21 protein-coding genes are annotated in these 22,066 nt (G+C 72.2%); 14 read left to right on the top strand and 7 right to left on the bottom strand.

Going from position 1 to position 22,066, the window contains the following annotated elements; genetic code table 11:
- Nucleotides 1-23: 23 nt before the first annotated feature.
- The 3 genes from AC1ROW_RS19075 to nirB are packed head-to-tail and all read right to left on the bottom strand — an operon-like array spanning nt 24 to nt 4,532.
- Nucleotides 24-1,148: a uroporphyrinogen-III synthase gene (locus AC1ROW_RS19075; protein WP_493020773.1), complete on the bottom strand. Its 1,125-nt coding sequence runs from the start codon at nt 1,146-1,148 to the stop codon at nt 24-26.
- Nucleotide 1,149: 1 nt separating this feature from the next.
- On the bottom strand, nt 1,150-1,935 hold the full coding sequence (cobA, locus tag AC1ROW_RS19070; protein ID WP_493020771.1) for a uroporphyrinogen-III C-methyltransferase: 786 nt from the start codon (nt 1,933-1,935) through the stop codon (nt 1,150-1,152).
- Nucleotides 1,932-4,532 carry a nitrite reductase large subunit NirB gene (nirB, locus tag AC1ROW_RS19065; RefSeq protein ID WP_493020769.1) on the bottom strand — a complete coding sequence of 867 codons (2,601 nt, stop codon included), beginning with the start codon at nt 4,530-4,532 and terminating at the stop codon, nt 1,932-1,934. Before nirB ends, cobA begins: the two co-directional genes overlap by 4 nt.
- Before the next feature lie 219 nt (nt 4,533-4,751).
- Between nirB and nirD the strand changes: the two genes are divergently transcribed.
- The 4 genes from nirD to AC1ROW_RS19045 are packed head-to-tail and all read left to right on the top strand — an operon-like array spanning nt 4,752 to nt 7,311.
- Entirely contained in the window at nt 4,752-5,123 is a 372-nt protein-coding gene (gene nirD, locus AC1ROW_RS19060) for a nitrite reductase small subunit NirD (RefSeq protein ID WP_493020767.1), read from the top strand.
- Entirely contained in the window at nt 5,120-5,836 is a 717-nt protein-coding gene (locus AC1ROW_RS19055; protein ID WP_493020765.1) for a sirohydrochlorin chelatase, read from the top strand. Before nirD ends, AC1ROW_RS19055 begins: the two co-directional genes overlap by 4 nt.
- 60 nt (nt 5,837-5,896) lie before the next feature.
- A complete protein-coding gene (locus AC1ROW_RS19050) occupies nt 5,897-6,337 on the top strand; it encodes a MerR family transcriptional regulator (protein ID WP_493020763.1) in 441 nt (146 codons plus the stop codon).
- Nucleotides 6,334-7,311, top strand: a complete 978-nt coding sequence (locus AC1ROW_RS19045) for an NAD-dependent epimerase/dehydratase family protein (protein ID WP_493020761.1) — start codon at nt 6,334-6,336, stop codon at nt 7,309-7,311. Before AC1ROW_RS19050 ends, AC1ROW_RS19045 begins: the two co-directional genes overlap by 4 nt.
- A 37-nt stretch (nt 7,312-7,348) precedes the next feature.
- Here the strand turns inward: AC1ROW_RS19045 and AC1ROW_RS19040 are convergent, their stop codons facing one another.
- Nucleotides 7,349-8,374: a LacI family DNA-binding transcriptional regulator gene (locus tag AC1ROW_RS19040; protein WP_493020759.1), complete on the bottom strand. Its 1,026-nt coding sequence runs from the start codon at nt 8,372-8,374 to the stop codon at nt 7,349-7,351.
- A 132-nt stretch (nt 8,375-8,506) separates the two neighbouring features.
- Between AC1ROW_RS19040 and AC1ROW_RS19035 the strand changes: the two genes are divergently transcribed.
- The 6 genes from AC1ROW_RS19035 (at nt 8,507) to AC1ROW_RS19010 (ending at nt 14,727) form a co-directional block, all read left to right on the top strand.
- Nucleotides 8,507-9,721, top strand: a complete 1,215-nt coding sequence (locus AC1ROW_RS19035; protein ID WP_493020757.1) for a sugar ABC transporter substrate-binding protein — start codon at nt 8,507-8,509, stop codon at nt 9,719-9,721.
- A 61-nt stretch (nt 9,722-9,782) separates the two neighbouring features.
- The gene (locus tag AC1ROW_RS19030; RefSeq protein WP_493020755.1) at nt 9,783-10,748 is read left to right on the top strand and encodes a carbohydrate ABC transporter permease; all 966 of its coding nucleotides are present in this window, start codon (nt 9,783-9,785) and stop codon (nt 10,746-10,748) included.
- Nucleotides 10,745-11,605, top strand: a complete 861-nt coding sequence (locus tag AC1ROW_RS19025) for a carbohydrate ABC transporter permease (protein WP_493020753.1) — start codon at nt 10,745-10,747, stop codon at nt 11,603-11,605. The genes AC1ROW_RS19030 and AC1ROW_RS19025 overlap by 4 nt, the downstream gene beginning before the upstream one ends.
- Nucleotides 11,606-11,645: 40 nt before the next feature.
- A complete protein-coding gene (locus AC1ROW_RS19020) occupies nt 11,646-12,455 on the top strand; it encodes a ThuA domain-containing protein (RefSeq protein ID WP_493020751.1) in 810 nt (269 codons plus the stop codon).
- Nucleotides 12,452-13,564: a Gfo/Idh/MocA family protein gene (locus tag AC1ROW_RS19015; RefSeq protein WP_493020749.1), complete on the top strand. Its 1,113-nt coding sequence runs from the start codon at nt 12,452-12,454 to the stop codon at nt 13,562-13,564. The genes AC1ROW_RS19020 and AC1ROW_RS19015 overlap by 4 nt, the downstream gene beginning before the upstream one ends.
- Nucleotides 13,565-13,608: 44 nt before the next feature.
- On the top strand, nt 13,609-14,727 hold the full coding sequence (locus AC1ROW_RS19010) for a Gfo/Idh/MocA family protein (protein ID WP_493020850.1): 1,119 nt from the start codon (nt 13,609-13,611) through the stop codon (nt 14,725-14,727).
- A gap of 30 nt (nt 14,728-14,757) precedes the next feature.
- Here AC1ROW_RS19010 and AC1ROW_RS19005 read toward each other — a convergent pair whose 3' ends face one another.
- Together AC1ROW_RS19005 and AC1ROW_RS19000 are read right to left on the bottom strand one after the other, a co-directional pair.
- Entirely contained in the window at nt 14,758-14,889 is a 132-nt protein-coding gene (locus AC1ROW_RS19005; RefSeq protein WP_493020747.1) for a hypothetical protein, read from the bottom strand.
- A gap of 31 nt (nt 14,890-14,920) precedes the next feature.
- The gene (locus AC1ROW_RS19000) at nt 14,921-15,862 is read right to left on the bottom strand and encodes a LysR family transcriptional regulator (protein ID WP_493020745.1); all 942 of its coding nucleotides are present in this window, start codon (nt 15,860-15,862) and stop codon (nt 14,921-14,923) included.
- Nucleotides 15,863-15,974: 112 nt separating this feature from the next.
- On the opposite strand from AC1ROW_RS19000, the gene AC1ROW_RS18995 reads away from it, so the two are divergent.
- From AC1ROW_RS18995 to lysA, 4 genes are read left to right on the top strand one after another with little or no spacing between them, the layout of a single operon-like run.
- The gene (locus AC1ROW_RS18995) at nt 15,975-17,519 is read left to right on the top strand and encodes an aminotransferase class I/II-fold pyridoxal phosphate-dependent enzyme (protein ID WP_493020743.1); all 1,545 of its coding nucleotides are present in this window, start codon (nt 15,975-15,977) and stop codon (nt 17,517-17,519) included.
- A gap of 49 nt (nt 17,520-17,568) precedes the next feature.
- Nucleotides 17,569-19,065 carry an amino acid permease gene (locus AC1ROW_RS18990; RefSeq protein WP_493020741.1) on the top strand — a complete coding sequence of 499 codons (1,497 nt, stop codon included), beginning with the start codon at nt 17,569-17,571 and terminating at the stop codon, nt 19,063-19,065.
- Nucleotides 19,062-19,967, top strand: a complete 906-nt coding sequence (locus tag AC1ROW_RS18985; RefSeq protein ID WP_493020739.1) for a universal stress protein — start codon at nt 19,062-19,064, stop codon at nt 19,965-19,967. Before AC1ROW_RS18990 ends, AC1ROW_RS18985 begins: the two co-directional genes overlap by 4 nt.
- A gap of 46 nt (nt 19,968-20,013) precedes the next feature.
- Complete coding sequence (gene lysA, locus AC1ROW_RS18980; RefSeq protein WP_493020737.1) at nt 20,014-21,273, top strand: diaminopimelate decarboxylase; 1,260 nt, start codon at nt 20,014-20,016, stop codon at nt 21,271-21,273.
- Nucleotides 21,274-21,306: 33 nt separating this feature from the next.
- Here the strand turns inward: lysA and AC1ROW_RS18975 are convergent, their stop codons facing one another.
- Entirely contained in the window at nt 21,307-22,044 is a 738-nt protein-coding gene (locus AC1ROW_RS18975; protein ID WP_493020735.1) for an SDR family NAD(P)-dependent oxidoreductase, read from the bottom strand.
- Nucleotides 22,045-22,066: the final 22 nt, after the last annotated feature.

The following is a 22,066-nucleotide window of genomic DNA, read 5'->3' as shown; positions in this document are numbered from 1 at the left end:
GATTCGTGCGGAATCGCGCGAGGTCAGACGTCGAGGCGGTAGCCGCGTTTGACGACGGTGGCGACGAGGCCGGGGGTGCCGAGGCTCTGGCGGAGGCGGCTCAGCGACACCTCCATCGCGTGCTCGTCGCAGCCGCCGTCGAGCGCGACGGACAGGTCGCGGCGCGACACCACGGCGCCGTTCGCCGCGACCAGCGCCCGGAACAGCGACAGCGACGTCGGCGTCAGCCGCACCGGATTCCCGGCCACCACCGCGATGCTGCCACGCAGCTCGACCTCCCCGTGCCGCGTGCTCACGCGGCGGGTGGACTCCGCCTCCAGCGTCTCGCAGACCAGCCGGATGAGCGCGCCCATCCGGTAGCGGTCCGGCTGCAGCGGCTCGATGCCCGCACCGACCAGCGGGGCGGACGTCACCGGCCCGACGCTGGCGGCGACCACGTCCGTGCGGAACGCCTCCAGCACCTCCGGATGCCGGCCGCGGGCGAGGGCGGCGATCAGCAGCCCGTCGACAGCCGGCGCGCTGGTGAAAGTCACGCAGTCGAGCTGCCGGGCGGCGATCGCGTCCACGAGGCGGGTCGCGCGCTCGTCGTCGTCCTCGGCCACCGACCAGGTGTACGGCGCGACGGCGAGGACCCGGTCGCCCGCCTCCTGCAGCCGCTGGAGCTGACCGATGTCGGTCTGACCGTGCAGCTGGATGGCGACCGTGATCCCGGGCGGGAACTCCGCGATCACCTTCGAGACGAGGGAGTCCGTCGTCTCCTCGTCGCTCATCCCCGCGTCGTCGAGGCCGGCCGCCCGTACCGCGCCGCGCGCTTTCGGCCCGCGGACCAGGATGGTCGACCCCGCCAGCGCGCGCTGCAACTCCTCGCCGAGGCCGGCCGAGTCGGCGACCTCGAACCAGCGCCGCATCCCGTAGCTCGTCGTCGCCAGCAGCACGTCGGGCGCCGCTGCGATGATCCGCTCCGTGTCCGCGATCACGGGTGCATCGTCCTCTGCGTGCTGCATGTGCACGGTCGGCGCGTGCAGCACGGCCGCGCCGCGGCGCTCGAACGCGTCGATCAGGTCGGCCGAGCGGCGGTCGCTCGTCACGCCGATCCGGAAGCCGGCGAGCTGGTCCGGGCGGAAGGCCGCGACGCGTTCGTCACCCATGTCAGCCTCCGGCCACCGCGGCCGCGTCGGCGAGTGCCGCCGCCGCGTCCGCGTTGCCTCCGCGAGCGAGCCGGACGACCTCGCCGATGACGACGACGGCCGGCGAGCCGACGCCGGCCTGGACGGACTCGGTCAGGATGGTCCGCAGCTCGCCGAAGGTGGTCCGCTGCCGCGCGGAGTACCCCTGCTCGACCACCGCGACCGGCATGCCGGGGTCCATCCCGAAGCGCGCCAACCCCGCCGTGATCGAGGGGAGGTTCGTGACGCCCATGAGGATCACGATCGTGCCGCCCAGGCCCGCCAGGTGCTCGAGTTCGGCGGGCGAGAGCGGTGCGTGCCCCGAGATCACGGTGAACATCCGGGAGGCCGTGCGGTGGGTGACCGGGATCCCGGCGGCCGCGGGGACGGCGATCGCGCTCGTCACCCCGGGGATGACGCTGACCGGGACTCCCGCGCGCCGGCACGCCTCCACCTCCTCGCCGCCGCGCCCGAAGACGAACGGGTCGCCGCCCTTCAGCCGGACGACGGCCGACCCCTCCCGGGCGTGCGAGACCAGGAGCTGCTCGATCTCGTCCTGCGGGATGGGGTGATGCCCCGGCTGCTTGCCCACGTCGATCAGCACTGCGCCGGGCGCGAGCTCGGCGAGCGTCTCGTGCGGGGCGAGCCGGTCGTAGAGCACGACGTCGGCCGCCGCGAGCGCGCGCACCGCCGCGACGGTGAGGAGGTCGGGGTCGCCGGGGCCGCCGCCGACCAGGGTCACGGAGCCTGTGCGGATCGGGATGGTCATGGGGTGTCTCCTTCCACCGCGGCCGTCGCCGTGGCGTCTCGCACCGGGATGGTCGTGCCTGCCACCAGCACCGCGCCCGCCGCGCGCTCCTCGGCGGTCGCCGGCCGGAGCTGCCCGCGCTCCTCGACCCGCGCGATCGACGGGTCGGGCTCGGTCGGCGCGTTCACGAACGAGCGGAACCGGCGCAGCCGCTCCGGGTCGCGCAGGGTCGCGGCCCACTCGTCCTCGTAGGTGTCGATGTGCGTGGCCATCGCCGCCTCCAGCTCGGCGCCGAGGCCGAGGGAGTCCGCTACGACGACCTCGCGCACGTGGTCGACGCCGCCGTCGAGGTCCTCCATCCACCGTGCCGTGCGCTGCAACCGGTCGGCCGTGCGGATGTAGTACATGAGGTAGCGGTCGATGTACCGCACCAGGGTCTCGTCGTCCAGGTCGGAGGCGAGGAGCTGCGCGTGTGCGGGCTGGAAGCCGCCGTTGCCGCCGACGTAGAGGTTCCAGCCTTTGTCCGTGGCGATCACGCCGACGTCCTTGCCGCGGGCCTCGGCGCACTCGCGAGCGCAGCCGGAGACGCCGAACTTGAACTTGTGCGGGGCGCGCAGGCCCCGGTAGCGCAGCTCCAGCGAGACCGCCATCCCCACCGAGTCCTGCACGCCGTACCGGCACCAGGTGGAGCCGACGCAGCTCTTCACGTTCCGCAGCGCCTTGCCGTAGGCCTGGCCGGACTCGAAACCGGCGTCGACCAGGCGCTTCCAGATCTCCGGGAGCTGGTCGAGGCGCGCGCCGAACAGGTCGATGCGCTGGCCTCCGGTGATCTTCGTGTAGAGGCCGAAGTCGGTGGCGACCTGCGCGATCACCGCCAGCTTCTGCGGGGTGATCTCACCGCCGGGGATGCGCGGGACGACCGAGTAGGTGCCGTCCTTCTGCATGTTCGCGAGCGCGCGGTCGTTGGTGTCCTGCAGCGGGCCGCGGCCGCCGTCGAGCGGGTAGCCGCTGTGCTGGCTGGCGAGGATGGAGCCGACGGCCGGCTTGCAGATGTCGCAGCCGCGGCCGCGGCCGAGCCGCCCGATGGTGTCCTCCCAGCTGGTCAGCTCCAGCACCCGGATCGACTCGAACAGCTCCTGGCGCGAGAGGTCGAAATGCTCGCAGAGGGCGTGCGAGACGGTGGCCCCGGAGGCGGTGAGCTCCGCCTCCAGCAGCTTCTTGACCAGGGGCACGCACGAGCCGCACTGGGTGCCGGCGCGGGTGCAGGTCTTGAGCTCGCCGAGGTCGTGGCAGCCGTCGCCGACGGCCTCCCGAACGGTGCCGACCGTGACGTTGTTGCAGGAGCAGACGAAGGCGTCGTCGGGGAGGGAGCCGCCGGCGGGCGGCTCGGCGCCGGCCGCGGACAGGTACGCGGCGGGCTCGGCGTCGAGCTGCCGGCCGAGCAGCGGGCGGAGGCCGGCGTACGGCGACGCGTCGCCGACGAACACCCCGCCGAGAAGCGTCTTCGCGTCGTCGCTCACGACGAGCTTCTGGTACAGGCCGCGCGCCGGGTCGGCGTAGACGATCTCCAGCGCGCCCGGCTCCCGGGCGAACGCGTCGCCGAAGCTCGCGACGTCCACGCCGGAGAGTTTGAGCTTGGTCGCGTCGTCCACGGTCGTGAACGTCGCCCCGCCGCCGAGCAGCCGGTCCGCGACCGTCTCGGCCATCGCGTTGGCGGGGGCGACCAGGCCGATGGTCCGGCCGTCGATCGCGGCGACCTCGCCGATCGCCCAGACTGCCGGGTCGGACGTGCGGCACGCCTCGTCGATGACGACGCCGCCGCGCTCGGCGGTCACGATCCCGGCCGCGCCGGCGAGCTCGTCGCGGGCCCGGATGCCGATGGCGAACACCACGATGTCGGCGGGGACCGTTCGGCCGTCGGCGCAGCGCACCGCCGCCGGGAGGCCGTCGTCGCCGAGCAGGATCTCGCGCGGCCGGGTGCCCAGATGGAGGTCGATCCCGCGGGCCGAGATCAGCCGGCCGAGCGCCTGCCCGGCGCCCTCGTCGAGCTGGGCGGACATCAGCCAGCCGCCGGAGTGGATGATGACCGCCTCGGCGCCGAGCGCGGCCACGCCGCCCGCGGCCTCCAGCCCGAGCAGGCCGCCGCCGGCGACCGCGACCCGGGGCGCGCGGCCGAGCCGGTCGCGCAGGTCGGCGACCTCGGCGACCAGTGCGTCGACATCGTCGATCGTGCGGTAGACCCGGGACATCGCGGAGCCCGGAATATCGGGTACGGGTGCGGACGAGCCGGTCGCGAGCACGAGGTCGTCGTAGCCGAGGACCGCCCCGGCCGAGGTCGTCACGGTCTTCCCGGCGCGGTCGATCGCGGTGACCGTCTCACCGACGCGCAGCTCCACCGCCGCGTCCTCCCAGTGCGACGCCGGCTCGAGCGTGAGGTCGACCTCGCCGTCGGCGAGTCGCTTGCTGAGCTGGACCCGGTCGTAGGGCAGATGGGGCTCCTCGGCGACGACCACGATGGACCGGTCGCCGGACCCCTCGCCGGCGCGCGACACGAGCGCGTCGACCAGCCGGTGGGCGGCCGGGCCGCCTCCTACGATCACTGTGCGTCGTCTCGTCATGCGCAGCGCCCCTTCCGTCTCCAGCGGCTGCCGCCGCACGGCCGGTTCCCCGGCCGGTGCCTTTCGAGCGTAGGAGCAGGGGGTTTCCCGGCCGTTTCGCCCGTGTAACCGCGCGTTAACACCACTCGCACACGGCCGGTCGCACGGTGTGAGCCGGGATTCACAGAGAGGTAACACCAGTCGCGCGCTCCCGAAACACGCCTCCCGTAGCGTCGGACCATGACGATCACGCAGACCATCCGGCACACCGATTCCGCCCGCGCCGCCTGGGTGCGCGCCTGCCGCGTCGACGACCTGGAGCCGTCGTGGGGCGAGGCGGTGCTCCTCCGGATGCGCCAGATCGCGCTGTTCCTGATCTCGCCGCGCGAGGTGTACGCCGTCGCGCACGAGGACCCGGCCGGCGGCGCCCCGGTGATGGCGCGCGGCATCGTCGGCTCGCGCGGCGAGCGGCCGACCGTCGCCTCCCCGCTGCACAAGGAGGTCTACGACCTCGGCACCGGGGAGTGCTTCACCGACCCCGCGCTGGCCTTGCGGACCTTCCGCACCCGCATCGTCGGCGGGTTCATCGAGATCGAGCTGGGCGACGGATGACGGACGTCGTCCTCGCCGCGTCGCACGGCACCTCCTCGCCGGAGGGGCAGGCCGCAGTGCGCCGCCTGGTGGAGGCCGTGGCCGCGGCGCTTTCCGAGCCCGTCGTCGGCTGCCACGTCGATGTCGAGCAGCCCGACGTGCCGTCATCGCTCGAGCATGCCGCCGCGCTGGCCGGCCCCTCCGGTCACGCGGTCATCGTCCCGCTGCTGCTCTCCGCCGGGTACCACGTCTTCGTCGACCTGGCCGAGGCGGCGGACGCCTCGCCTATCCCCGCGACGGTGACGCCGGCGCTGGGCCCTGACCCCCGGCTCGTCGACGTCCTGGTGGAGCGGCTGCGCGAGGCCGGGCATCGTCCCGGTGACGAGGTCGTCCTCGCCGCCGCCGGCTCCTCCGACTCCCGCGCCGTGGCGGACTGCCACCGCACCGCGACCCTCCTCGCGGGCCGGATCGGCTCGACGGTCTCCGCCGGGTTCATCTCGGCGGCGGCGCCCGCGCTCCCCGAAGCCGTTGCGGCTGCGCGATCCCGGAAGCCCGGAGCGCGGGTGCTGATCGCGACCTACCTGCTGGCGCCGGGTTACTTCGCGCAGCTCGCAGCTGCGGCCGGCGCCGACATCACCACTGAGCCGCTGCTCACGCCGACCTCGACGCCGCGCCAGCTCGCCGGGATCGTGGTCGACCGTGCGAGGGCCGTCGGGCGCGCGAGCAGGGTCTGACGCGTGTCACTGCGGCGACCCGCTTGACTTCAAGCGCTTGAGGTCTGTTCTGATGAGGACATGACCAGTTTGAGCATCCAGGACGTGTCCCGGCAGAGCGGTCTCAGCGAGCCCACCCTGCGGTACTACGAGGAGGTCGGCCTCCTCGGTCCGATCGCCCGCGACGGCAGCAGCGGGCACCGGCGCTACAGCGAGGGCGACCTCGACGCGGCGCAGGTGCTCGCCTGCCTCCGCGCGATGGGCGTCGGGATCGAGGACATGCGCACCTACCAGGCGAACCGGCTGCGCGGGCACGACGCCGCGGGCGAGCAGCGCGACATCCTGCTGCGGCACGCCGTGCGCGTGGAGGAGCAGATCGTGACGCTGCGGACCCACCTCGACTACCTGCGGGCGAAGGCCGCGCTGTGGGACGCCCGCGCGCGGGGCGACGTCGCGGCCGAGGCCGAGGCGCACGTCGAACTGGACGCCATCCTTCCCCGACTCGAGGAGACCTTCCGATGAACAGCACCCCGACCACCCTCGTCACCGGCGGCACCGGCTACCTCGCCACCCGGCTCATCGCCGACCTCCTCGCCTCCGGCGTCGCGGTGCGCGCCACCGTCCGGTCGCCGGACCGGGAGGAGGAGGTCCGCGCGGCGGTGCGGCGCGCCCACGCCGACGACGCCGGGCTGACCTTCGCGGCGGCGTCGCTCACCGACGATGACGGCTGGGAGGCCGCGCTCGCCGGGATCGAGGACGTCTACCATGTCGCGTCACCGATGATCCAGACGGCGGACCCGGCCGAGGTGGTCGTCCCGGCGCGGGACGGCTCCCTCCGGGTGCTGCGTGCCGCGCGCTCGGCCGGCGCCCGGCGCGTGGTGCTCACCTCGTCGTTCGCGGCCGTCGGGTACTCGCCGAAGCCGGTCCGCGATTACGACGAGTCCGACTGGACCGACCCGGAGACGCCCGGCCTGCCGGCCTACCCGCTCTCCAAGGCCGTCGCCGAACGGGCCGCGTGGGACTTCATCGAGCGGGAGGGCGGCGAAACCGAACTGGTCGTGGTCAACCCGACCTGGATCGCGGGCCCGACGCTCACCGCCTCCGCGCGGTCCTCCCTGCAGCTCTTCGCGGGGATGCTCGACGGCACGATCCCTGCGGTCCCGCGGCAGCGGTTCGGCATCGCGGACGTCCGTGACGTCGCGTCGGCCCACATCGCCGCGATGTCGACGCCGTCGGCGGGCGGCAAGCGCTACCTGGTCCTCGCGGACGGCCCGACGATGACCTTCCTCGACGTGGCGAACGTGCTGCGCGCGGAGCTCGGCGAGGTCGCGCGGCTCGTGCCCACGGCGGAGCTGCCGGGCGACGAGCCCGCGCCGCTCGTCATCCACAACGAGCGCGCGAAGGCCGAGTTGGGGCTGCGGCCGCGGCCGGCGGCGGAGACGATCGTGGCGACGGCGGAGAGTCTGCTGGAGTTGGGGATGGTGGCGGCGGCGTAGCCGACGCACCGGATGCACCGAAGGGCGTCCGGTCTCGTCACACCGTGCTCGACCGCACGATCAGCTCCGGCTCCAGCAGTTCGTGCCGTACGGCCGTCCCCTCGCCGACGAGGATCTCGACAAGGAGCTCCGCGATGCGGTCCTTGGGCTGGCGGATCGAGGTGATCCCGAAGCCGGACTCCCCGGCCACCGGCGAGTCGTCGAAGCCGGTGACGGCCACGCCCGAACCCACCGGGATGCCGAGTTCGCGGGCGACGAGGAACACGGCCAGTGCGTGCTGGTCCGTCGCGCTCACGATCGCGGTCGGCGGGTCGTCGGAGGTGAGCAGGGCGCGGGCCGCGGCCAGGAGGTCGATGAACTCCGGTCCGGTCTCGATCACCCGGCCCGGCGCGAGCGACGACTCCAGCCCGCGCGCGGTGCACGCGCCCAGGTAGCCGAGGCGCCGGTAGCGGGTCGTGATCAGCCCGTCGGGGTAGCCGAGGTAGGCCAGCTCGCTGTGGCCCAGCGAGGTCAGGTGGTCGACGGCGAGGATGATGCCCTTCTCGGCGTCGGTGTCGACCCAGTTCCAGGTGGCGCTCTCGTCGTGCGGGTCGCCGCCGTAGGCGACGAACGGGATGCCGCGCTCCGCGAGCGCGGGCAAGCGGGGGTCGCCGAACCAGATGTCGGGCACGATGAAGCCGGCCGCCATCTGCCCGTAGTAGAGGTCCTCGCAGGCCTCGATCTCGTGCGACCCGGTGGAGATGAGGGTCAGGTTGCGGCCGTGCCGCTCGGAGGTCGCCGCCAGGTCGTGCAGGAACTGGTCCATGTAGGCGTCGGCGGCGAAACGGTGCGGCCCGATCAGGTAGCCGATCTGGCGGGGGAGGGCCAGCCGGAGGCTGCGGGCCACCAGGTTGTTGCGGTAGCCGAGGGCGTCCATCGACACGCGCACGCGCTCCCGGGTCGCGTCGCTGACGATGTCCGGCCGGTTGATGGCGTTGGAGACGGTCATGACGGAGACGCCGGCGTGCCGGGCGACGTCGGCCATGCTGGGCTTGCGGGCGCCCGCCTTCTTGGGAGCGGTCATGGGTCCTCTATCTTCGCACAGCGCCGGCCGGGAGTTGTAAGCATAAAAAAAGTTCGTGACTTCCGACGGATTTTATGCTTACAATTTCGCGCACACCGTCGTCAGCCAACAGTGCAATGCAAAGGAGCATCCATGAAGACAGCACATCGCGTCGTCGTCGCCCTCGCGGCCGCGGCGATCATCCCGCTCGGCCTCGCCGCGTGCAGCGGCGGGGGAACGGCCTCCACCGCCAAGAGCATCACGCTCGAGGACTACTTCACCGACGGATCGCACGACGCCCAGTACGCGAAGTGCGAGGCCAGCACCGGTATCAAGGTCAACGCGGTCCACGTCGCCGGCGCCTCGCTCATCCAGAAGGTCCTGCAGCAGGTCTCGTCCAAGACCCTCCCGGACGTGCTGATGATCGACAACCCGGACGTGCAGCAGATCGCGGCGACCGGCGCCCTCGCGCCGCTCAAGGACTTCGGGATCACCGGAGCCGGCCTCACCCCCGCCGCCGTCAAGGCGGGCACCTACAAGGGCCAGCTGTACGGCGCGCAGCCGCTCGCCAACTCGATCGCGCTGTTCTACAACACCGACATCCTCCAGGCCGCCGGAGTCCAGCCGCCGAAGACCTGGGACGAGCTGCGCGCCGCCGCCCGCCAGCTCACCGACACGAGCAAGGGCCGCTACGGCTTCGCCATGAGCAACATCAACACCTACGAGGGCACCTGGCAGTTCCTGCCCTTCTTCTGGACCAACGGCGGCGACGAGAAGAACATCGCGACGCCGGAGGCCGCCCAGGCCCTCCAGCTCGTACTCGACCTGCAGAACGACGGGTCGCTGTCCAAGAGCTCCATCTCGTGGGCCCAGGCCGACGTGAACAACCAGTTCATCGCGGGCAAGGCCGCCATGATGATCAACGGCCCCTGGCAGATCCCGGCGCTCTCGAAGGCGAGCGGGCTGCACTGGGCCAGCGTCTCCATCCCGGTCCGCGAGGCGTCGCAGACCTCGGTGGCGCCCCTCGGCGGCGAGCAGTACACGGTTCCGCAGACCGGCAAGAAGGACGCCCAGGCGGCCGGCGCGAAGTTCGTCCAGTGCCTGATGACCCCGGCTTTGCAGTCCTTCGAGGCCAAGACCGCGCAGACCGTGCCGACCGACCTCGCGGAGGCCAAGAAGTTCGGCGCCGCGAACCCGGACGTCGCGTCCTTCGTCGGCGTCGTCGCAGACGCGCGGGCGCGCACCGCAGAGCTCGGCCCGGACTGGCCCAAGGCGGCGACGAAGATCTACACCGCCGTACAGCTCGCGCTGACGGGCAAGGCATCGCCCGCGGACGCCCTCAGGCAGGCCCAGTCGGAGAACCAGTAACGAACTCGCTGGAGGCGGGAGCCCGCACGGCTCCCGCCTCTACGGGAAAGGAACACGGTCGATGACGACTCTCAACGCGGAGACACCCGCGATCGCCCCAGCCGTCCGCGACAGCGGCCCGCTCACGGGCAGCCCGCGCCGGCGGCGGTTCCGGCTCGCCCGGTCGATCAGCAAGTGGCTGTTCGTCCTGCCGGCGGTCCTGTTCGTCCTGATCTTCTTCGGCTACCCCATCGTCAAGAACCTGGCGATGTCGTTCCAGGACTACACGACCAGCACCTTCTACACCGGCGAGGCGCCCTGGGTCGGCCTCCAGAACTACGTCACAACGGTCACCAGTTCGCTGTTCAGCACGACCATGCTGAACACGGCCCTGTTCACGATCGGCTCGATCGTGCTCCAGTTCGCCATCGGGCTCGGGCTGGCGCTGTTCTTCAAGCGCAACTTCCCGCTCGGCGGCTTCCTGCGCTCGCTGCTGCTGCTGCCGTGGCTGCTCCCGCTGATCGCGTCGAGCGCGGTCTGGAAGTGGATCCTCGACCAGGACAGCGGCGCGCTCAACCAGTTCCTCGGCGTCTTCGGGGTCCACCCGGTCCCGTGGCTGGTGAGCCCGTCGCTCGCGCTGATCGCGGTGATCGGCGTGAACGTCTGGCTCGGCATCCCGTTCAACACGACCATCCTCTACAGCGGCCTGCAGGGCGTGCCGGAGGAGCTCTACGAGGCGGCGGCGCTCGACGGCGCGGTCGGCTGGCGGGCGTTCCGGCACATCACCTGGCCGAGCATCAGGCCGGTCGTCAGCGTCGTCATCGTGCTCGGCGTCGTGTACACGCTCAAGGTCGTGGATGTGATCCTCGGCCTCACCGGAGGCGGCCCGGCCAACTCCACGCAGACGCTCGCCACCTGGGCGTACCAGAAGTCGTTCGTGCAGTTCGCGTTCGGGGAGGGCGCCGCGATCAGCAACATCCTGATCGTGATCTCCCTCGTCTTCGCGGTCGTCTATCTGTACATGTCACGCAAGGAGGTCGACGAATGACCGAGACCCGAGCCATCGTGCTCCCCAAGGGGGCCCGCGCGGCACGGCCGCACGTCAAGCGGCGCTGGCCGATGACCGTCCTCGGCGTCCTGTTCCTGGCCGTGATGATCTTCCCGGTCTACTGGATGGTCAACAGCAGCCTCCAGGCCAACGCCGGAGCCGCCACGACCGCGTGGTTCCCGCTCCAGCCGACGCTCGACGGCTACGTCACCGCGATCAAGCAGCAGGGCGGCAACCTGGTCACCAGCACGATCATCGCGCTGAGCACCGTGGTGCTGACCATCGCGATCGCGACGCCGGCCGCGTACGGCCTCGCCCGGTTCCGGATGCGCGGGATGACCGTGTTCGTGTTCGCGCTGCTGATCACCCAGATGATCCCGGTCATCGTGATCGCGAACGCGCTGTACGCGCTGTTCAACGACCTGGGCCTGCTGAACTCGTACGCCGGCCTGATCCTGGCGGACACCGCGGCGCAGATCCCGTTCGCGATCCTGCTGATCCGGGCGTTCATGGGGTCGCTGCCGCCCTCCCTGGTGGAGGCGGCGCTGGTTGACGGCGCGAACAACTTCCGCGCCTTCATCTCGATCGTGGTCCCGATCAGCAAGAACGCGATCGTGACCGCGGCGCTGTTCACGTTCCTCGGCGCGTGGGGCGACTTCCTGTTCGCGCTGACGCTGACCAGTACGCCGCAGGTCCGGCCGATCACGCTCGGCATCTACGACTACATCAGCGCGAACGTGCAGCAGTGGGGCCCGGTGATGGCCACCGCGGTGCTGGCCTCCATCCCGGCCGGGGTGCTGCTGATCCTCGCGCAGCGCTACATCGCCGCCGGAGCCCTCGGCGGAGCGATCAAGTGAAGCCGTCCGAACGACACCAACAAAAGGAGAGTGACGAGAAATGTCTCATCGAATCGGAACCGCAGAAGACCCGATCCGGGTGGTCGTGTGGGGCGAGAACCGCCACGAGCAGCTGGAGCCGGAGGTCGCCGAGATCTACCCGGCGGGCATGCACACCGCTATCAAGGAGGGCATCGAGGAGTTCGCGGGCGACCGCGTGAGCGTGACGACCGCGACGCTGGACGACCCGGAGCACGGGCTGACCGAGGAGCTGCTGGAGCAGACCGACGTTCTGACCTGGTGGGGCCACGCGGCGCACGCCGAGGTGTCCGACGAGATCGTCGAGCGCGTCCACCGGCACGTCCTCGCCGGGATGGGGCTCCTCGTGCTGCACTCGGGGCACTGGTCGAAGATCTTCACGAAGCTCATGGGCACCACCTGCACGCTGCGCTGGCGCAGCGACAACGACCGCGAACTCGTCTGGACGGTCGACCCGACCCATCCGATCGCGAAGGGCATCCCGCACCCGATCGAGATCCCGGCGCAGGAGATGTACGGCGAGCAGTTCGACGTCCCCGCGCCCGACGAGCTCGTCTTCATCAGCACCTTCAGCGGGGGCGAGTGCTTCCGCAGCGGGATGACGTTCAAGCGCGGCAACGGGAAGATCTTCTTCTTCAGCCCCGGCGACCAGGACTATCCCGTCTACCACCACCCGGACGTCCGGCATGTCATCGCCAACGGCGTGGAGTGGGCGGTCTCCGACCGGCCCTCCCGGCAGGTGCCCGTGCTGCTGCGCTACGAGCGGGAGGACTTCTTCAACGGACACGGCTACGCCGGCGCGATGCACAACCGCGACGAGGTCGTTCTGTGACCGGGGCCGTCAACGACTCGCAGAAGGAGCTGCCCGTCGTCCTCGTCGGCGCGGGCAACATGGGGCGCCACTGGATCCGCACCCTTGCGTCGTCCCCGGACGCCCGCCTGGTCGGGATCGTCGACCTCGACCTCGACCTGGCCGCGCGCGTCGCCCAGGAAGAGGCGCTGGACGTGGTGCTCGGGTCGTCCGTGTCGGAGGTCGCCGCGCAGAGTGGAGGTGCGGCCGTGGTGAACGTCACGGTCCCCGCAGCGCACCGCCCGGTGAACGAGGAGGCGCTCTTCGCCGGCCTCCCGGTGCTCTGCGAGAAGCCGATCGCGCCCACGCTGGTCGACGCCCTCCAGCAGGCGGCGCTCGCCGAGGTCGCGGGCGGCCTGCTGATGGTCAGCCAGTCGCGGCGGTACTTCAATGAGCTGAGCCGGCTGCGCGCCATCGCCGGGCGGCTCGGCCGGGTGGGTTCGATCACGACCGAGTTCTACAAGGCGCCGCATTTCGGCGGCTTCCGCGACCGGATGGAGCAGCCGCTCCTCGTGGACATGGCCATCCACCAGTTCGACATGGCGCGCTACCTCCTGCGTGCGGACCCGATTTCCGTGTCCTGCTCGTCGTGGAACCCGGCGTGGAGCTGGTACGACGGGGACGCCTCCGCCACCGCGACGTTCGCGTTCGACGACGGCGCGCGCTACACCTTCACCGGGAGCTGGTGCGCGCCGGGCCGGGAGACCTCGTGGAACGGCTCCTGGCGGGTCAGCGCCGAGCACGGAACCGCCGTCTGGGACGGGGACGGCGCGCCGGAGGCGGACGGGATCGACCACCTGCCGGACGCGCCGGCCGGGCCCGAGGAGATCGCCGGATCGCTCGCGGAGTTCGTGCGCTGCCTGCGCACGGGCGAGACGCCCCAGAGCGAGATCCACGAGAACATCCACAGTCTCGCAATGGTGGAGGCCGCCGTGCTGAGCGCGGCCACCGGCGAGCGGGTCGACATCCCGCAGCTGCTGGAGCGGCGCTACGCCGAGGCGGTGCGGACCGAGCGACGCGCCGACGTGCGGGAGCGGCTGGAGCAGTGGGGGAGCGTGGCGCGCCTGCGGGGTGTGGAGGTGGCGCAGTGACGGCCGCCCGGTCGCTCCGCGTCGCACTGATCGGCCACGGCTTCATGGGGGCCGCGCACTCGCAGGCCTGGCGGGTCGCACCGCGGTTCTTCGACCTCCCGCTGCGGCCGGAGATGGCGTTGCTGGTCGGCCGGACGGGCGCCGCCGAGTCGGCCGACCGGCTCGGCTGGGCGGCCTCCTCGGACGACTGGCGGGAGGCGATCGCCCGAGACGACATCGACCTCGTGGACATCGTGACGCCCGGCGACACCCATGCCGAGATCGCGATCGCTGCGCTGGAGGCCGGCAAGCACGTGCTGTGCGAGAAGCCGCTCGCGAACAGCCTCGGCGAGGCCGAGCGCATGACGTCGGCGGCGGCGACCGCACAGGAGCGCGGCGTGCTCGCCATGTGCGGGTTCACGTACCGGCGCGTGCCCGCGATCCTGGAGGCGCGCCGGCTGGTGAACGAGGGCGCGATCGGCGAGGTGCGGGAGATCCGGGCGCAGTACCTCCAGGACTGGCTGAGCGACCCCGCAGGCCCGATGACGTGGCGTCTCGACCGTTCCAAGGCCGGGTCCGGTTCTCTCGGTGACATCGGCGCGCACATCATCGACGCCGCCGAGTTCGTCGCGGGCGATCGCATCGCCTCGGTCAGCGGCACCCTCGAGACGTACGTCCGCCGACGGCCCATCCTGGCCGAACAGCGCGGCCTCGGCGGGGTGGCCTCCGATCGGTTGGGGGAGGTGACGGTCGACGACGCGGCCTGGTTCACGACCCGGTTCGCCTCGGGGGCGATGGGCTCCTTCACGGCGACCCGGTACGCGACCGGCCGTAAGAACGCGCTGCGGCTGGAGATCTCCGGCACGCGCGGAGCGCTGGCGTTCGACCTGGAGCGCATGAACGAGCTGGAGTTCTATGACTCGACAGAGCCCGCCGACCGTCTCGGCTTCCGCCGCATCCTCGCCACCGAGCCCGAGCATCCGTTCGCGGCGAATTGGTGGCCGACCGGTCACGCCCTGGGGTACGAGCACGCGTTCTCCCACCAGGTGGTCGACTTCGTGACCGACATCGCGTCAGGGCGCGAGCCGCAGCCGTCGTTCGCGGACGCGCTGCACGTGCAGCGGGTGCTGGCGGGCGTGGAGGAGAGCGCGGAGGGCGGGAGCGCGTGGGTGGGGGTCGGGTGAGGGCTCACCGCCGGCGTCACCCGACGAAGGTCACCGACCGTACGGGTCAGGCGCCTCGAAGAGGACGTCCCCGCTCTCGTGGATGACGATGTCCTCCCCGGTGCGGGCGTCGTGGAGGTGCATCCGTGCGGTCCGGCCCGGTTCGAGGGTGCGGTAGGTCATGCCGAGATCCTTCCGGGTCGGGGCGACGCCGTCACTGCGGCGCTCCGCGTCCCGCGCGCACGGCGGCGAACCCGTCCCGCACCGCGGCGACGAGATGGCGCACGGCGGGGGAGGTGCGCCGACTCGCGTCCTCCGCGGGCGTCGCTACGAGGATCGAGCGCACGAACGACGGGTCGTCGACCGGGAGCAGGACGATGCCGGGGTGAGCGGCGGTCGTCGCCAGGCCGGGGATGAACCCGACCACCATGCGCGCTGCGGTCATGCCGAGGAGGACCTGGAAGTCGTCGGTCCTGATCGCGACGTCCAGGACGTGCCCCTCCGCCGCGAACGCGTCGGCGACCACGCGGTCCATCGCGTCCTCCGCGGAGGTGGCGAAGACCCAGCGCTCGTCGCGCAGCGAGAGCACGGCGGCGAGGTCGACCGACCTGCGCGACGCGAGCGGGTGGCCGACGGGCAACGCCAGCAGCAGCGGATCGCGGTACACCTCCCTGGTCACCACGTCCGGTCGGAACGGCAGCTCGTATCCGGGCACCGTGTAGACGAGCGCGGCGTCGAGGGCGCCGCGGTTGATCCGGTCCACGAGCGCCGGGACCTCCTCGAACGTGGCGTCGATCTCGATGCCGAGGTCGCCGACGCTGCCCGCGACGAACGGCAGGATGCTCGCGGCCGCGGTCGCGAAGGTCCCGAACCGCAGCCGCACCCGGCCCAGCAGGCTGAACTCGCGCGCGTCCGCGATCGCGCGCTCGCTGAGCGTCAGGATCTCCTGCGCGCGTTCCAGGAGGAGCATGCCGACCGGGGTCAGCCGGCTGCCGCGGGGGGAGCGGACCAGGACGGGCGCGCCGACCAGGCGTTCGAGGTTCTTGAGGTGGTAGTCGACGGTGGGCTGGCCCCAGCCGAGCCGGCGGGCGGCGGCCGTGACGGAGCCTTCGGCGTGGACCGCGCGAAGCGCCTCGAACTGTCGCAGATCCGCCATCGGATCCCCTGTCTGGATGTGAACGACCGGCAAAGAGTCACATACAGTCTATGTGGGTAGGGCGAAGTTCGGGGGATTCTGGTGACGGGGCGGCCGCCCGCACGATGGAGGCATGGCCCCCACCCGTTCCTCCGCTGTCGACTCGCGTCCGCAGCAACCCGCCGCCGACCTCCGTCACTGGGAGACGCCGTACGCCGACGCGCTGGAGCGGCACGCCGCGCGCTCGCCGCTCCCGCTGATGGTCCCCGGCCACGGCGGCGACGAGCTCGGCCTCAGCGCGCGGCTCGCCGGCTTCCTCGGGCCGCGGCCGCTGCAGCTCGACGTGCCGATGCTGGTGGACGACATCGACCTGGGCGTGGACTCGCCGCTCAGCCGCTCCCTCGACCTCGCCGCGGACGCGTGGGGTGCGCGCCGCACCTGGTTCCTGACCGGCGGCGCGTCGCAGGCCAACCGGATCGCCGCGCTGGCGGTGCGCGGGCTCGGCGTGAACATCCTGTCGCAGCGCAGCGCGCACTCGAGCTTCAGCGACGGCGTGCTGTCGGCGGGGCTGGCGCCCTCGTTCGTGCTGCCCTCGATCGACCACGCGCACGGCGTCGCGCACGGTGTGTCGCCCGCCTCCCTCGACGAGGCGCTGACCGCCGCGGCGCGGGCCGGCCGACCGGCGGCCTCCGTCTACGTCGTCTCACCCAGCTACTTCGGCTCCGTCGCCGACGTCGCCGGGCTGGCCCGAGTCGCCCACGCGCACGGTGCCCCGCTCATCGTGGACGGCGCCTGGGGACCGCACTTCGGGTTCCACCCGGACCTCCCGGAGTCGCCCGCCCGGCTCGGCGCGGACCTGGTCGTCTCCAGCACCCACAAGCTCGGCGGCTCGCTGACCCAGTCCGCGATGCTGCACCTCGGGCACGGCCCCTTCGCCGACGCCCTCGAACCGCTCATCGAACGGGCCGTCTCGATCACCGCCTCCACCTCCACGTCGGCGCTGCTGCAGGCCTCCCTCGACATCGCGCGGCACTCCCTCGCCACCGGAGCCGAGCTGATCGGCCGGTCGATCGCGGTCGCCGGCGCGTTCCGCGCCGCGCTGCGCGAGGACCCGCGCTTCGGCGTGCTCAGCGACGGCTTCGGCGCGTTCGAGGACGTCGTCGCCGTCGACCCGCTGCGCGTCGCCATCGACGTGTCGAGCACCGGGGTGAGCGGGCACTGGCTGCGTCAGCGCCTCATCGACGCCGACGGGATCTTCTTCGAGATGTCGACCGCGACGACCCTCGTCGCGCTCATCGGCGCGGGCAAGACGCCGGACCTGGCCCGGGCGCATCGGGCGCTCGTCGCTGCGGCCGACTCCGCGGAGGCCCGCGCGGAGCGGGCGGGCGGCGGCGCGCACGAGTTCCCGGCCCTCCCGGAGTCCGGCCCGCTGCGCCTCCTGCCCCGCGACGCGTTCTTCGCCGAGACCGAGCTCGTGCCCGCGGCGGAAGCCGTCGGGCGCGTCTCCGCCGACACCCTCGCCGCCTACCCGCCCGGGATCCCGAACCTCATCCCCGGCGAGGAGATCACGGCGGAGACCGTCGCGTTCCTGCAGGCGGTCGCCGCCTCCCCGTCCGGCTACGTGCGCGGCGCCGCCGACGCCGCGGTCCAGCGGTTCCGGGTGACCGCCGGGAGCTGAGCGCCCGACCGATTCGAAATCCCCCACCAATCAAAGGAGACTGGTAGATATGCCCACAATCGCTCAGCAGCTGCTGCGCAGAAAGCCCACGACGCCTCCCGGTGCCGGCGAGGCGCACCTGAAACGCAGCATCGGCCTCTTCTCGCTGACCATGATCGGCGTCGGCGGGACGCTCGGCACTGGAATCTTCTTCATCCTGTCCCAGGCCGTCCCCGTCGCCGGCCCCGCGGTGATCTGGTCGTTCGTCATCGGCGGCGTGGTCGCGGGACTCACCGCGCTCTGCTACGCGGAGATGGCGGGCGCCGTCCCGGCCTCCGGGTCGACGTACTCGTACGCCTACGCGACGCTCGGTGAGGGCACGGCGATGGCGGTGGGCGCCTGTCTGCTGCTGGAGTACGGCGTCTCCACCGCGGCCGTCGCCGTCGGCTGGTCCCAGTACGTCAACCAGCTGCTGCAGAACCTCCTCGGCTGGCAGCTGCCGGTGCAGCTCTCCCAGGCGCCGGAGCAGGGCGGCATCGTCAACGTGCCCGCGGTGATCGTCATCGTGCTGTGCTCGCTGCTGCTGCTGCGCGGCGCGCGCGAGTCCACGACGGTCAACAGCATCATGGTGGTCGTCAAGATCGCCGTCGTGCTGTTCTTCTGCGCCATCGCCTTCACCGGCTGGAACGCCGACCACTTCCACAACTTCGCCCCGGCCGGGTTCGCAGGCATCGTCGGCGGCGCCGGCATCATCTTCTTCTCGTTCGTCGGCCTCGACGCGGTGTCGACGGCCGGCGAGGAGGCCAAGAACCCGAAGCGGAACCTGCCGCTCGCGATCATCTTCGCGCTGCTGATCATCATCGTGCTCTACGTCGGCACCAGCCTCGCGGCCATCGGCGCGCAGGCCCCGGCGAAGTTCGCCAACCAGGACGCGGGACTCGCCGCGATCCTGCAGAACATCGTCGGGTCCACCTGGCCGGGCACGGTCGTCGCCATCGGCGCGATCATCTCGATCTTCTCGGTGACGCTCGTCTGCCTGTACGGGCAGACCCGGATCCTGTTCGCCATGTCGCGGGACGGGATGATCCCGAAGGTCTTCGCGAAGGTCAACCCGCGCTCGATGACGCCGGTGCGGAACACGGTCATCGTCATGATCGCCACGAGTGTCCTCGCTGCGGTCGTGCCGATCGACTTCCTCGCCGAGATGACGAGCATCGGCACCCTCGTCGCCTTCATCGTGGTGTCGCTCGGCGTCATCATCCTGCGCGTGCGCGAGCCGCAGCTGGAGCGCGGCTTCCGCCTCCCGCTCGGCTGGACGATCCCGATCCTGTCGATCGCCGGCTGCATCGCGATCATCACGCAGCTGCGCCTCATCACGATCATCGTGTTCCTGATCTGGACCGCGGTCTTCCTGGTCTTCTACTGGTTCTACGGCCGGAAGCACTCGACGCTGGGGACCGGCGCCCCGATCGCCGGCACGGACGCCCCGTACACGAGCAACTTCGCCCAGCCGAGCCGGGACGAGATCCGGGAGGCTGCCGAGCGCAGGAAGGCGGGCCGGAGATGAGCATCGTCGTCGGTGTCGACCCCGCGCACCGCTCGGCCTCCGCGCTGCACCTGGCGGCGATGCTCGCGCGCTCGTCCGGGTCCGACCTCATCGTGACCGCCGTCGTCCCGCCGGCCTGGCCGACGACGGCGGGAGGCGCCGACGCCGAGTGGCGGGGCTACACCAGAGACAACGCCGACGGAGCCCTCGACCACGCCGCGGCCGTGCTCGGCGGCTCGGTCGCGGCGGAGTACCTCCTCCACGAGGCGCCCTCGGCCCGGCGCGGCCTGGTGGAGCTCGCCGAGCAGCGCGGAGCGGCGATGATCGTCGTCGGTTCCGCGACCGATGCGGAGCCCGGCCGGATCGGCCTCGGCTCCGCGAGCGACACCCTGCTGCACGCGTCCCCGGTCCCCGTCGCGATCGCGCCCCGCGGCTACCGCACGGAGCCGGGCGCACGGGTCCGTCGCGTGACCGCCGCCTACCGCGGCACCGGCGCGTCGGCCGGTCTCGTGCTCGGCGCCGCGGGCGTCGCCGCGTCGGTCGGCGCGGAGCTGCGCGTCGCCTCCTTCGCCGTCGTTCCCCCGGACTCCGGCACGTCGGGTGCGGGCCTCGACGCCGAGCTGCCGATCGCGGACGCCTGGGCCGCCGACGTCGAGCGCCACGCCGCCGCGCTGGTGCGCCAGGTGACGGAGCTGCCGGACGCTCCGGAGGTCTCCGGCATCGCCGTCGGGAGGGGGGAGACGTGGGAGGCCGCACTGGCCGACGTCGGCTGGGAGCCCGACGAGGTGCTGGTCGTCGGATCGAGCACGCTCGGCCCGATCGCCCGCGTGTTCCTCGGCTCGCACGCGGCCAAGATCGTCCGCCACTCTCCCGTGCCGGTGGTCGTCGTCCCGCACGGCGTCGCCGGCCGCGACCGGGACTGACCTCCCGCAGCACCGCCTGACCGCCATCACACCGAAGGACCACGCCATGGCCCACCCTCTGCTCGACCTCTTCCCGGCCGGGGCGGCCGTCGACCCCGACGGCACGCTCGTCATCGCCGGCTGCCGGGTGGACGACCTCGCGCGGGAGTTCGGCACTCCGGCGATCGTCGTCGACGAGGGCTCGCTCCGGGCCCGGGCGCGCGAATACCGCACCGCCCTCACCTCGCGCCGGCCGAACGCGCGCGTCGTATTCGCGTCGAAGGCCTTCCCGGCGACCGCCGTGCAGCGGGTCATGGTCGAGGAGGGGCTCGGCCTGGACGTCGCGGGCGGCGGCGAGATCCTCAGCGCGCTCCGGGCCGGGGTGGACCCGGCGCTCGTGGTCATGCACGGCAACGCCAAGACGACGGAGGAGCTGCGGATCGCGGTGGAGGCCGGGGTCGGGCTCGTCGTCGTGGACAACGAGGATGACGTCGACCGGCTCGAGCAGCTGGTCGCGCCGGGGAGTGCTCAGGGTGTCCTCGTCCGGGTCGTCCCCGGGGTGGCGTCCTCCACGCACCCGCACGTGCAGACCGGGCAGGTCGGCTCCAAGTTCGGGCTGACGGCCGCCGCAGCGCGCCGCCTCATCGCCCGGATCGAGGCGAGCCCGCTGCTGGAGCTGCGCGGAGTGCACGCGCACGTCGGGTCGCAGATCATGGACCCGGCGGAGCTCGCGGCGGCCGTCGCCCCGCTGGCGGCGCTCGGCACCTTCCCGGTCTACGACCTCGGCGGCGGTCTCGGCGCCCGCTACACGACCGATGACCGGCCCGCCACGGTCGACGAGTACGTCGAGGCGCTGCTCGCCGCCGCGGACGAGCACCTGCCGGCCGACGCCGAGCTGATCATCGAGCCCGGCCGCAGCATGGTCAACGCGTCGGCCTTCACGCTCTACACGGTGACGACCGTCAAGCGGGACGCCCGCAACTTCGTCGCGGTCGACGGCGGCATGGGCGACAACCTGGAGGCCGCCCTGTTCCAGCAGCGCTACGAGGCCGTGCTCGCCGGGCGGATGCACGAGGACGACACGGAGGACGTCGTGGTGGTCGGCCGGCACTGCGAGTCGGGGGACGTGCTCATCGACCCGCTGCGGCTGCCCGCCGCCCGGGTCGGCGACATCCTCGCGGTGCCCGCGACCGGCGCCTACACGCACACGATGGCGAACAACTACAACGGCTACCGGCGGCCGCCGGTGGTCTTCGCGCGCGACGGCGCGGCGCGGGCGGTCATCCGGCGCGAGACGTGGGAGGACCTGTTCGACCGGGACCTGTGAGCTCCGCTGCTCGCGCGGCCGCGGGGGCGGCGATCAGTGGAACGCCGCGGCGCCGTTGACGGCGACGACCGTTCCCGAGGCGAAGCCGCCGGGCTCGGAAGCCAGGTACAGCGTGGTTGCGGCGACGTCGGCCGGCGTGCCGGCGCGGCGCATCGGAGTCGCTGCGATGGTCGCCCGCTGGTCGGACTCCGGGGTGAAGCGTTCGTGGAACGGCGTGTCGAGGATCAGGCCCGGTGCGACTGCGGACACGGCGATCCCGCGCGGCCCGAGCTCCTTCGCGAGTGCCCGGGTGAGGCCCTCGACGCCGGCCTTGGCCGCGGCGTAGGCGCTCGCCCCTGCGCCGCCGCCGTTGTGCGCGGCCAGCGAGGAGATGTTGACGATGCGCCCGCCCTCCGCCATGCGCGGCAGGGCGGCCCTGATCACGTAGAACACGCTCGACAGGTTGAGCTCGACGACCTGACGCCAGTGCGCGTCGTCCGCCTCGTCGATCGTCCGGCGTGCCACGAGGCCGCCCGCGTTGTTGACGAGGACATCGATCCGGCCGCCGAGGGCGTCGCCGAGCCGGTCGACGGTCTCCGCCACACCCGCGCTGTCGGTGACGTCCATCCTCTCGGCGATCACGCGGCCGGCCAGGTGCTCGGGAACGGGGGAGGCGTTCGTCGTGATCGCCACGCGGTCGCCCGAGCGGAGGAAGGCCTCCGCGATGCCGAGGCCGATGCCGGTCGCGCCTCCGGTGATCAGGACGGTTCGGCCGGCGGAAGGTTCGGTCACGGGTGTCTCCATCTCGTTCGGT

This window comes from Leifsonia sp. GW821-FHT13C09 (assembly GCF_058806435.1).
Note: the sequence above shows the minus strand (reverse complement) of the source record. Positions and strands in the feature narration are given on the sequence as shown.